An 11723-nucleotide genomic window follows, 5' to 3' on the forward strand; every position below is an offset into this window, starting at 1 on the left:
ACGCTCGGGCGTCCGGCTCGGCTCGGGGCTGCTGACGCCCGCGCTGCTCGTGCTGCTGCTGCGCGCGCTGCCCCGGCCGCACGTCGGCGGCCTGGCCGATCCGGTCGGCGACGAGACGTTCCGCGTCGCCGCCGCACTGGCGCTGGCCTGGCTGTTCGCCGCCCCGTACGCCCTGCCCTGGTATGACGGGCTCGGCTGGGCGACGATCGCGCTGCTGGCCTGGTCGCGGTTCGACGGGCTGCTGCTGGTGCGTACGGGCGTGCTGGCCCTGGCCTACCTGCCGGCCAGGGACCCTCGGAACGCCGGGCTGCCCCACGACCTCGACTGGCTCGTCACGGTCGTACGGGCCCAGGTCACGCCTTGGGCGCTGACGCTGACTCTGATCGCTCTGATCGCGGCGGCGGCGCGCTGGTCTCCTCGGGCCCAAGCGCCTGGATGCTCGCCGCGAGCGCCAGCGGGATCGCCACGGTGAAGGCCAGCGCCGGGATCGCCACCCCGGAGTCGTTGACCAGCATGCCGGCCCCCGCCGTCACCAGAACGCCGACGAGTGTGGGCCGCAGCGCGGGGGCGCGCTCGTAGGCGGTCTGCAGCACGGCGGCGCGCCAGGCCAGCGGCCGCATCAGCGCGAAGACCAGGAAGGCCACGGCGGCCACCGCGATGAGCGACAGCTCCCAATTGCCGAAGGTGCCGACCATGCCGCGGAACTTGCGGAACACGACCGTGCCGCCGCCCCCGTTCATCAGGCTCTTCCAGAACTCCCCGATGTGGGTCGGCTCGGCCCGCAACGAGTCGAGGAACGCCACGCCCAGCACCACGACCGCCCCGACGGCCAGCACCGCGAGCAGTCGCGACGCCCGGACCCGGCGACCGGCGATCAACAGGGCGAACACGGCGAACCCGGGGAAGATCGCGATGATGCCGCCGAAGTCGGCGCCGGCGAACGGCGCGCCGTCGATCACCAGACCCAGCACCCCGACGCCGATCACGACCGCCGTCGCAACGGTCCGCCGGCCGGAATTCAGCAGCCACCCGGCCACCGCTCCGGTCGCGATGATCAGGCCGGTCACCCACAGCGCCCAGGGGATGTTGCCGAAGCCGTAGAAGCGGCCCGCGACCACCGGGGTGTACCCGAGCATGCTGCACGTCTGCAGGCGGCTGCCGGTGAACACGTCGAGCGTCAGAACCAGGGCCGTCACGGCGCCGATGACGGCGCCCGGGCCGGTGATCGAGCGGCGCCACGGCCCCGCCATGGCGACGGCGGTGATCACGGCGATGCCGACGAGCACGCCGGCGACCATCACGACCGCCGGATGCCCGGCCGACCACCACGGGACCACGTTGGCGAGGAACGTCGCCGCGGGCAGTGCGGCGCCCGCCAGCGCGGCGACCCGGGCCACCGCCAGGAGGCGGCGCCGTTTGCGCCTGAGGGCGAACACGCCGAAGGCGTACAGGGCCACCTGCACGATGACGAGGGCCAGGTAGAAGGACGAGAGGACTCCCCGGTAGACCTGCGCCTGAACGTCCTTGTCGTTCAGCCGGTCGGCGAGCGTCGCCACCGAACGCGGCTTGGCGCCGCCGTCGCGCCACCGCGTGCCCACGGCGTCGCTCGGCTGCTTCAGGCCGAGGGAGTGCAGGGCCGTCGCGGTGACGTCGGTCAGCGTGACCAGGCCGCCGGTCCGGGTGGAGTCGGCGGTCAGGTAGTGGGAGGAGTATCCGGGGCCGGCCGCGATCGCGACCCGAAGGTGAGCGATGACGTTGGCGTCGGACAGGCCTGCGACCAGCACGGTCGTGTTCGGCGGCAGGGTGGCCAGCACCTGGCCGACCTGGGCGTCGGCGGACTTCACCGCCGCCGCGCGCTGCTCGGCCGTGACGTTGGCCTGGTGGCCGTTCACGTCCACGCCCGCGTCGATGTAGGCGTGGACGACCTCGTCGATGTCGACCACGGTGAGCGCGCACCGGGAGAGCCCGTCGGCCGGGATCTGCTCGGTCGACGCGACGTATCCGTCGACCCGGCCGGCGCTGTCGGCGGCGCCGAGGACCGCGCCCGGCCCGACCGCCATCGTGCAGCCGCCGGCGCGGTGGACCGCGTCACCGAGCAGGCCGACACGCGACTTGTACTTGTTGTGCGCATTGTCGTCGCGCATCGCCGCGAACCCGGGGACGGCGCTGCCCTCAGGGGCCGGCGGCAGCCCACAGCTGCCGTGCCGAAGCTGTGACCTCTGCCCCGCGGAGACCGTGAGCCAGCCGTCGATCGGGCACGTGTGCGAGCCGACCGTCTTGACCGACAGCGCGGCGGCGGAGCCCTGCGAGGCGAGCTTGGCGAGGTTGGGTGTCGCGGTAGCGTTGATGTCGCCCCACTGGAGCCCGGGGACGCCGATCAGCACGACGTGCCCGCCGGGCGGGGCGCTCGCCGACGCCGCCGGTGCGGTGGCGGACAGGAGAGCCAGCGCCACGGTCGTGAAAAGGAGCAACGCGACCGCTGCACCTTTTGTGTGGCTACGTCCCGCATCGCGCGGCTGTGCCACGATCACCTCCATGTCTGGGACGTCCCCAGGCTAGCCGCGGACGTGGGACAGGATGGACACATGGGTGGACGAAGGACGATACGCGGGGCGGTGATCGTCACGACGGCGGTCGCCATCGCCGCCGTCGCGGTCGCGCCTCTCGTCCTGCACTGGCTGACCAACCAGCCTGACCAGCGTCTCGTCGATCTGGACGTCTACCGCTCGGGTGGCCAGGCGGTGCTGCGCGGGGCCCCGGTCTATGACTTCCTGACCCAGCCGCCGCAGCTCCTCCCGTTCACCTACCCGACGTTCGCGGTGCTGCTGGCCGTCCCGCTCGCCCTGATCCCCTGGACCGCCGCCCAATGGCTGTGGACGGCGTTGATCTTCGTCGCCATGACCCTAGTCGTGCGCTTCTCCTTCGCCCGGCTGCTCGGCCGGATCCGGCCGTGGGCGCCGATCATGATCGGGGTGCTGGTCGCGCTCTGCGCGTACGCCATGCCGCTGCGGGACCAGGTCCGGTTCGGGCAGGTCGACATCATGCTCGTGGCCATGTGCGTGGCCGATGTCGCCCCCGGGCGCACCCGCTGGCCGCGCGGCGTCCTGGTCGGGCTGGCCACCGCGATCAAGCTGGTGCCCGGGGTGTTCGTGATCTACTTCCTGATCACCGGCCGCCGGCGCGAGGCGATCAACGCCGCCGTGGCGGCCGTGGCGGCCACACTGCTGACCTTCCTCGTCCTGCCCGCGGACTCGGCCGACTACTGGTTCCGCGCGCTGTTCGACAGCGACCGGCTGGGCTCGAACAACGCCACCACCAACCAGTCGATCCGCGGCATGCTGCTGCGCCTGTACTGGCCGGACGCCGTGACGTCGCTGATCTGGCTGGCCTGTGTGGCGATCGTCGCCTACCTCGGCTTCCGCGCCGCCCGCGCCGCCTGGCGGGACGGCGACGAGATCCGCGGCGTCGCGATCACCGGCCTGATCGCCGTGCTCGTCTCGCCGGTCTCCTGGATCCATCACCTCGCGTGGCTGGTCGTGATCTTCGGGGCGCTCGTCGGGGACGGGCGCGACCTGCGCCGTATCGCGCTCGCCGCCGGCGCCTGGCTCTTCTACGTGCTCCAGGTGCCCTGGTGGGGGATCACCCTGCTGGCGCACCACATCGGGCCCCGTTTCCTCGGCCGGATCGTCCAGGACGCGTACGGGCTGGGAGCGTTGTTGCTATTGCTCGTCTTGTGGCGGATTCGCCGGTACACCATCAATTCGCAAAGTGACGGCCCGGACACCTCGCGTAATGAGCCCAGGGTGGGTACGCTCAATTCGTGATCCATATCACCCTGGCATTGATCGGCATCATCCTCGGCGGCCTTGGCCTCTACGCGGGGCTCACCGCGCGCAAGCGCGCGGTGCAGGCGTTCGAGGAGTGCGCGGAGATGATGCGCCGTCAGCTCCAGGTGACCTCCGGCGCCGGCGACAACCGCGCCATCCGCGACGTCGCGATCGTCCACTACGACGCGCTGAAGGAGTCCTCCGCCGGGCTGTCCTTCTCCGTGGCGATGCTCAACGCCCTGGGCGACGGCGTCGTGCTCACCTCGATCAACGGCCGCACCGAGGCCCGCACGTACGCCAGGGTGATCCAGGGCGGGCGTAGCCAGCAGGTCCTGTCTCCCGAGGAGGACCACGTCGTCCGCGCCGCCCGGCTCGGCCGGGGCCCGGCCATCCGTCTCGACGAGCGGCTCGACGTCCGCGTGAACGGACAGCCCTCTTCCCCGTCATAACGGCCATGCCGGTCCATGACAGCCCGTAACCTGAAATCACACCGGACCGGATCAGGGCAGAGGGGAACTTTCGTGATCGACCCACGTCACAGTGCCGTGGCGGGCACGCGGTTCGCCTATTTCGGACCCGAGGGCACCTTCACCGAGGCCGCCCTCCTCACGCTGCCCGAGGCGGCCGACGCGGTCCGTGAGCCGTTCGCCACCGTCCCGGCGGCCCTGGACGCCGTACGCCGCGGCGACGCCGACGCCGCGATGGTCCCCCTGGAGAACTCCATCGAGGGGCCGGTCACCACCACGGTCGACGACCTCGCCGACGGCGACGCGCTGATCATCGCGGGCGAGGTCCTGATCCCCGTGGAGTTCTCGCTGCTCGTACGCCCCGGCACCGGACTGGGCGACATCAAGCGCGTCTGCACCCACCCGCACGCCCACGCCCAGTGCCGCAAGTGGCTCGCCGCGACCCTGCCGGACGCCGACGTGTCGACCGGCACCTCCACCGCGGGCGCCGCCATGGAGGTCTCCGACCCGACCTCGAGCTTCGACGCGGCGATCGCCGCCCCCATCGCCGGGCGGCGCTACGGCCTCGTCCCCGCCGCCGAGGGCATCGCCGACCACACCGGCGCGGTCACGAGGTTCGTCCTCGTACGCCGCCCCGGCCCGCCCGTCGTCCCGACCGGCGCCGACCGCACCTCCCTGATGGCGTACCTCACCCATGACCATCCCGGTGCGCTGCTGGAGTTCCTCACCGAGTTCGCGGTCCGCGGGGTCAACCTGACCCTGATCCAGTCGCGGCCGACCGGAGACGGCTTCGGCCGCTACCGCTTCTGGATCGACTGCGAGGGCCACGTCGCGGACGCCCGGGTCGGCGAGGCCCTCATCGGCCTTCGCCGCGTCTGCGCCGACATCCGCTTCCTCGGCAGCTACCCGCGCGCCGACCAGGTGCGCCCGGAGATCCGCCGCGGCACCCACGACGACGACTACGCCGAGGCGTCCGCCTGGCTGTCCGCCATCCGCGCGGGCCGAGACCTGTAGCCGATGTGACCGAACCGTGTCCAGGCGGGTGGACAACCCCCGGCACGGCGCCCGCGTCATCTAGGGGATCATCGACCCCACCCCCGGAGACGCGAGTGTTCAAAGCTCTCGGAGCCGTCCTCACGGCCGCCCTCGTGGTGACCGCCGCCCAGGTGCCCGCCAGGGCCGTCGGCGCCCCCGCGCCGACGCGCTTCAGCGAGTTCTCGATCAACCCGACGGCCGTCGACGTCGACCATCCCACGGTCACGTACGCGGGGCGCTTGGTCTACACCGACGCCGGCGGCACCGAGCAGGGCCTGCCGGACGCGCGGGTCTGCCTGCGCAAGGACGAGTTCTGCCTCGACTACGCGAACACGGACGCGGACGGCCGGTTCACGGCCCCGGTGACCCTGGGGACGACCGGGGAGCATCCGACGATGGTCGAGGGGAACGCGGCAGCGCGCTTCCAGGGGAGCGCGAACTACCAGAACGCCATCGTCACTCCCGGCGTCTTCCTGCACGTGCTTCCCGCCAAGACCCGGATCTCGCTGGCGTTCGACCCGGCGCCGTCCGTGATCGGTGAGACGGTGAAGGTCACCGGGCGCCTCGAACGGGTCATGCCGGACGGAGAGGCGACCGGCGCCGCGGGTCAGGTGGTGAAGGTCTTCTTCCAGCCGAACACCGGTGGCGCGGATCCGGCCACCCAGGTCGCGCAGGGCGTCACGGCCGCCGACGGCTCCTACAGCGTGCCCGCCACCGTGCCCGGCGAGGGCTTCTGGCACGTGGAGACGCCCTACGTCTACGACCGCGGTGCGGCGGGCGGCGGGTATGGCCCGTATCTCGGCGCGCGGGCGGACAGCGGCGTCATGATCGCCGACCACCGCACGGCGATCACCGGCTTCAACGCCGCGCCCGAGCCGGTGGGCAAGGGCAACACGATCACCGCCACCGGCCGGGTGGTGCGGTACCGGGCGGACGGGTCCACCGAGCCGGGGACCGGTTCGCCGGTGCTGCAGTTCTCCACCGACGGCAAGAAGTGGACGGACCTGTACGGCGTCGACCCGGACGCCGGCGGTTACTTCAAGATCACCACTCCGGCGGTGCGCGACGGCTACTGGCGTGTCGACACCACCGGCATGCCCGGAGCGGGGGAACTGCCCGCCACGAGCGGTTCCGACTACGTGGACGTGCGCTACCGGACGGCGATCTCGTCGTTCAACGCGGCGCCCGAGCCGGTGCGCAAGGGCAGGACGATCACGGTGAGCGGGACGCTGAAGCGTGACACGACGGCCTGGAAGGTCTTCTCCGGCCAGAGCGTGAAGATCTACTTCCGGGCCAAGGGCGCCACGGCCTGGACGTACGAGGGAAGCGCGAAGACGACCTCCACCGGGCACTTCTCCCACGGCTTCAAGGCCGCCAAGGACGGCACCTGGCGCGCGACGTACGCGGGCGGCTCCTCGTACCTGGCGGTGACCGGTTCCGGCGACTACGTCGATGTGCGCTGATCACGGGTCGGGGGTTATCGGGGCGCGGAGGCCGAGGCCGTCCGGGTAACCTCGTGCCTGTGATCGACCTGCGAACCCTTCGTGACGACCCGGAGCGGCTGCGTGTCAGCCAGCGCACCCGAGGTGAGGACGACACCGTCGTCGAGCGGCTGCTCGACCTGGACGAGCGGCGGCGCTCCGCGCTGAGTTCGTTCGAGTCGCTGCGGGCGGAGCAGAAGTCCTTCGGCCGGTCGGTCTCCAAGGCGCAGGGCGACGAGCGCCAGAAGCTCCTCGACCGGGCGAAGGAGCTCGCGCAGCAGGTCAAGGAGGCCGATGCCGAGGCGCAGCGCCTCGATCAGGAGCTGACCGAGTTCCTGCGCGCGGTGCCGAACATCGTCGAGGAGGGCGCGCCGGCCGGCGGCGAGGAGGACTACGTCGTCCTGGAGACCGTCGGCACCCCGACGTCCTTCGCCTTCCCGCCCAAGGACCACCTGGAGATCGGCGAGGCGCTCGGCGCGATCGACACCGAGCGCGGCGCCAAGGTCTCCGGCGCGCGATTCTTCTACCTGACCGGCGTCGGCGCCCAGCTCCAGCTCGCCCTGCTCAACCTCGCCATGGAGCAGGCCATCGGGTACGGCTTCACCGCGATGATCCCGCCCGTGCTGGTCAAGCCCGAGGCGATGGAGGGCACCGGTTTCCTCGGCGCGCACGCCGCCGAGGTCTACCAGCTGCCCCAGGACGACCTCTACCTCGTCGGCACCTCTGAGGTGCCCCTGGCCGGCTACCACATGAACGAGATCATCAGTGATCTCCCGCGGCGCTACGTCGCCTGGTCCTCCTGCTTCCGCCGCGAGGCCGGGTCGTACGGCAAGGACACCCGCGGCATCATCCGGGTGCACCAGTTCGACAAGGTGGAGATGTTCTCCTACTGCGACCCGGCGGACGCGCACGAGGAGCACCTGCGCCTGCTGGAGTGGGAGAAGGAGATGCTCGCCAAGGTCGAGCTGCCCTATCGCGTGATCGACACCGCGGGCGGCGACCTGGGCACGAGCGCGGCCCGCAAGTACGACTGTGAGGCGTGGGTGCCGACCCAGGAGCGCTACCGCGAGCTGACCTCCACCTCCAACTGCACCGACTTCCAGGCGCGCCGCCTGTCGGTGCGCTACCGCGACGAGAACGGGCGCACGCGCCCGGTGGCGACGCTCAACGGCACGCTGGCCACCACCCGGTGGATCGTCGCGATCCTGGAGAACCATCAGCAGGCCGACGGTTCGGTGCGCGTACCCAAGGCGCTGCAGCGGTTCATCGGTCGCGAAGTGCTCGAGCCCATCGCGAAATGACGCCTCCGCGCCTGATCGCGACCGACCTGGACGGCACGACCGTACGCAGCGACGGCACGGTGTCCGAGCGCACCGTCAAGGCGTTCGCCAGAGTGGAGCGGGCCGGGGCCATGCTCGTTATGGTCACCGGCCGGCCCCCGCGCTGGATCCACCCGGTCGCCGAGGCCGTGGGCCATCGCGGCGTCGCGATCTGCGCCAACGGCGCCCTGGTCTACGACCTGCACGACGAGCGGGTGATCCGCTCGCACCTGATGGCCCCCGATGCGCTGCGGATCGCGATCGAGGCGTTGAGCGAGGCCCTTCCCGACCTGGGATTCGCGGTGGAGTACGAAGACGGCATCCAGTACGCGCGCGGCTATGAGCTGTCCGGCTGGGACAACGCCGAGCGCGACGACTCGATCGCGGTGGAGGAGCTGATGACGCGGCCGGCCGCCAAGCTGCTGGCCCGCCACCCCGAACTCGACGCCGACGAGCTGCTCGCCGCCGTCGTCGACCTGGTCGGCGAGGTCGTGCTGCCGACCCACTCCAACGGCCGGCGGCTCGTCGAGATGAGCGCGCCGGGCGTGTCGAAGGCCAGCGCGCTCGCCGAGCTGTGCGACGGGCACGGCATCGCCGCCACCGAGGTCGCGGCGTTCGGCGACATGCCCAACGACCTGCCGATGCTCCTGTGGGCCGGCCGGTCCTACGCCGTGGCCAACGCCCACCCACAGGTGCTCTCGGCGGTGAGCCGTACGGTGGCGGGCAACGACGACGACGGCGTTGCCCGCACCATTGAAGAGCTGTTTCCCGAGGAACTATAGGTAGGGGCCGGAGGTGCGGCCGGGGGCGGTGTCGTCCTGTGGCATGGCGCCGGGCGGCAGCGCGCGGCGCATCTGCTCCAGCTGGGCGCGGGCGGCCATCTGCTGGGCGAACAACGTGGTCTGAATGCCGTGGAACAGTCCCTCGAGCCAGCCGACGAGCTGCGCGTGGGCGACCCGTAGCTCGGCCTCGCTGGGGGTGTTCTCGGTAGTGGTGAAGGGCAGTGAGATGCGCTCCAGCTCCTCGATCAGCTCCGGCGCGAGCCCGTCCTCCAGCTCCTTGATCGAACGCTGGTGGATCTCCGCCAGACGGGCGCGGCTGGCCTCGTCGAGCGGTGCCTGCCGGACCTCTTCGAGCAACTGCCTGATCATGCTGCCGATGCGCATGACCTTGGCCGGCTGCTCGACCATCTCGGCGACCGAGCGCTCCTCGGACTCACCGTCCTCACCGGAGGCCGTCGCCATGCCGTTCTGGCCGACGACGACGATATGCGGGTCCTGGTTGCTGTTCAGCGGATTGTTCATGGGGCCTCAGTTTCCCACTGTGAGGAGGATCTTGCCGATGTGTGTGCTCTCTTCCAGAATGCGGTGCGCGGCGGCCGCATCGTGCATCGGGACCGTCCGATCCGTGATCGGGCGTACGGCCCCCGACTCCAGCAGCGGCCACACGTGCTCTCGCACCGAGGCGACGATCTCAGCCTTCTCTTCGCGCGGCCGAGCCCGCAACCCCGTCGACTGTATCGACGCGCGCCGGCTCATGAGCTTGCCGAGGTTCAGCTCGGCCCGCGCGCCGCTCTGGAAGCCGATGATCATGAGCCGCCCGCCGGTGCCCAGGGTCTCCACGTTACGCGCCAGGTATTCGGCGCCCATGTTGTCCAGGATGACATCGACGGGCCGGGCCTCTTTGACGAAATCCTCGGTGCGGTAGTTGATGGCGATGTCGGCGCCGAGCTCTCGGCAGCGTTCGAGTTTTTCCTCGCTGCCCGCGGTGCACAGCACTCGCGCGCCGTGCGCCTTGGCGAGCTGGATCGCCATCGTGCCGATTCCGCTCGAACCGCCGTGCACCAGGAATGACTCGCCTTCGCGGAGTCCGGCCAGCATGAAGACGTTCGACCAAACGGTGCAAACGACCTCGGGCAGGCCCGCGGCCTCGACCAGGCTCACGCCTTTCGGAACGGGCAGCAGCTGCCCCGCGGGCACGGCCACTCGTTCGGCGTAACCGCCGCCGGCGAGGAGCGCGCACACCTCGTCGCCGACGCTCCATCCGGTGACGCCCTCGCCCAGCGCCGCGATCCGCCCGGAGGCCTCGAGCCCGGGATACTCCGGTGCGCCCGGCGGCGGGGGATAGGCGCCCATGCGCTGGGAGAGGTCGGCGCGGTTGACCCCGGCCGCGACGACGTCGAGCAGCACCTCACCTGGGCCGACGACGGGATCGGGAACCTCGTTCCAGCGCAGCACGTCTGGCTCGCCCGGATTTTCGATCACGATCGCATGCATGGGCCTCACGTTAGTGCCGTGTCAGCCGAGGTTCGCCTCGCGGGGGTCGGCGTCCGCCCGGCCATCCCGGCTCCTCAGAAAAACCGGTGGATATTACGGACTGTAATCGCCGTCGGCCTCCAGTGAGCAGCCATAATCACTCTACGTGCAGTTCGCTTCCCCCGTTTTCGAGCGACAGAGCCGTTTTCCGGACACTCGCCGCTCTTCCCCTGCCGGTCCTGACAGCACATACGACAGTGCGGACGTTGCCTGTAGCAGTATTAACCCGGCGTGGTGACGCGACACGGTGTGGGCCGGTACCCCGAGTGGCTTAGGCTGCGGATTAGCGTCTTTTGCGGGTTCATCCACTGCGCGTCCACGAGGGGGACCTAGTGGCACGAAATGATCAGGATAAAACGGGTCGTTCTCTCGAAGAACAGCTCGCGTCCCTTGATGCGATGAGCGGCGGCGACGCTGCCAAGCCGGGTGAAGAGGAGAGGGCTGAAAAGCCCGGCGAGGACAAAGCGGTCGAAGAGGACGAGGGCGAGTCCACCGGCGTATGGACGAACACGCCGCCCGCGCCGACCTTCCCGCAGTACCCCGCCCCGCAGGACGCCCCCGCCCAGCCGCCCGCCGAAGGGCCGCAACCCTACGGCTTCGGCTTTCCCGGCTATCCCCCGCAGGACTTCGGCGGGGTGCAGCAGCCGCCGCAGTTCCCCGGGATGCCCACGCCCGGGACGGAGTACGGCCACCCGCCGTACCAGCCGCCCGAGCAGGCCGACCCTCCGCCGTACGAGAGCATGCCGCCGGTGAACGGCGCGGGCGCCGCCGAGGCCGCGCCCGCCGAGCCGGAGGAGCGGTACGAAACGGACGAGGGTGAGCGGACCCAGTACGTCGATCGGCGTCTGCCGGCCGCCGAGGCCACCCAGGTGGACTCCTCCGGCTACGACAACTACCCCCAGGGCGGTTACCCGGGCTACGCGCAGTACCCGCCGCAGTACGGTCCGCCCCCGGAGCAGGGCTACCCCGGGCAGCAGCCGTTCTACGGACAGCCCCCGGGCGGTGAGCAGCCCCCGTACCAGGGACAGCCGCAGTACGGCCCGCCGCCGGAGGCCGAGCAGAACCCGTACCAGCAGCCGTACGGTCAGCCACCGCAGTACGGCCCGCCGCCCGAGGCCGAGCAGGGCCCCTACCAGCAGCCCTACGGTCAGCCACCGCAGTACGGCCCGCCGCCCGGCGGGGAGCAGGGGCCGCCGCTCGCCCCGCTGCCGGACGCGTACGCCCCGCAGCCCGAGACCGGCCAGACCGCCGACAGCCTGAGCGCCGACACGCTGCTGCG

At 71.1% G+C, this 11723-nt stretch carries 9 protein-coding genes and 2 pseudogenes; 8 read left to right on the top strand and 3 right to left on the bottom strand.

Annotation, left to right across the window (positions count from 1 at the left end; genetic code table 11):
• Positions 1-472: pseudogene (locus ACFFNX_RS28545) on the top strand (hypothetical protein); the annotation flags it as partial.
• Here the strand turns inward: ACFFNX_RS28545 and ACFFNX_RS28550 are convergent.
• Positions 354-2471 carry a hypothetical protein gene (locus ACFFNX_RS28550; protein ID WP_378208717.1) on the bottom strand — a complete coding sequence of 706 codons (2118 nt, stop codon included), beginning with the start codon at positions 2469-2471 and terminating at the stop codon, positions 354-356. The pseudogene ACFFNX_RS28545 and the gene ACFFNX_RS28550 sit on opposite strands and share 119 nt — an antisense overlap.
• A 114-nt stretch (positions 2472-2585) precedes the next feature.
• Between ACFFNX_RS28550 and ACFFNX_RS28555 the strand changes: the two genes are divergently transcribed.
• The 6 genes from ACFFNX_RS28555 (at position 2586) to ACFFNX_RS28580 (ending at position 8911) form a co-directional block, all read left to right on the top strand.
• Positions 2586-3824 (top strand): glycosyltransferase 87 family protein, encoded by a 1239-nt coding sequence (locus ACFFNX_RS28555; RefSeq protein WP_378208719.1) that lies wholly within the window; start codon positions 2586-2588, stop codon positions 3822-3824.
• Positions 3821-4276 carry a DUF4446 family protein gene (locus tag ACFFNX_RS28560; protein ID WP_378208721.1) on the top strand — a complete coding sequence of 152 codons (456 nt, stop codon included), beginning with the start codon at positions 3821-3823 and terminating at the stop codon, positions 4274-4276. Before ACFFNX_RS28555 ends, ACFFNX_RS28560 begins: the two co-directional genes overlap by 4 nt.
• Before the next feature lie 72 nt (positions 4277-4348).
• Complete coding sequence (gene pheA, locus ACFFNX_RS28565) at positions 4349-5308, top strand: prephenate dehydratase (RefSeq protein ID WP_378208723.1); 960 nt, start codon at positions 4349-4351, stop codon at positions 5306-5308.
• Positions 5309-5403: 95 nt separating this feature from the next.
• Entirely contained in the window at positions 5404-6792 is a 1389-nt protein-coding gene (locus ACFFNX_RS28570; protein ID WP_378208725.1) for a hypothetical protein, read from the top strand.
• Positions 6793-6851: 59 nt separating this feature from the next.
• Positions 6852-8111 (top strand): serine--tRNA ligase, encoded by a 1260-nt coding sequence (gene serS / locus ACFFNX_RS28575; RefSeq protein WP_378208727.1) that lies wholly within the window; start codon positions 6852-6854, stop codon positions 8109-8111.
• Complete coding sequence (locus ACFFNX_RS28580; protein WP_378208729.1) at positions 8108-8911, top strand: HAD family hydrolase; 804 nt, start codon at positions 8108-8110, stop codon at positions 8909-8911. Before serS ends, ACFFNX_RS28580 begins: the two co-directional genes overlap by 4 nt.
• On the opposite strand, the gene ACFFNX_RS28585 is transcribed toward ACFFNX_RS28580, so the two are convergent.
• Together ACFFNX_RS28585 and ACFFNX_RS28590 are read right to left on the bottom strand one after the other, a co-directional pair.
• The gene (locus ACFFNX_RS28585) at positions 8906-9433 is read right to left on the bottom strand and encodes a bacterial proteasome activator family protein (RefSeq protein WP_378208731.1); all 528 of its coding nucleotides are present in this window, start codon (positions 9431-9433) and stop codon (positions 8906-8908) included. The two genes, ACFFNX_RS28580 and ACFFNX_RS28585, sit on opposite strands and share 6 nt — an antisense overlap.
• Positions 9434-9439: 6 nt before the next feature.
• Positions 9440-10405: an NAD(P)H-quinone oxidoreductase gene (locus tag ACFFNX_RS28590; RefSeq protein ID WP_378208733.1), complete on the bottom strand. Its 966-nt coding sequence runs from the start codon at positions 10403-10405 to the stop codon at positions 9440-9442.
• Between the two features lie 437 nt (positions 10406-10842).
• Between ACFFNX_RS28590 and ACFFNX_RS28595 the strand changes: the two are divergent.
• Positions 10843-11723 (top strand): annotated as a pseudogene (locus ACFFNX_RS28595) (hypothetical protein); the annotation flags it as partial.

This window comes from Actinoallomurus acaciae, from assembly GCF_042429965.1.
In the GTDB taxonomy this organism is placed as follows: Bacteria; Actinomycetota; Actinomycetes; order Streptosporangiales; family Streptosporangiaceae; genus Actinoallomurus; species Actinoallomurus acaciae.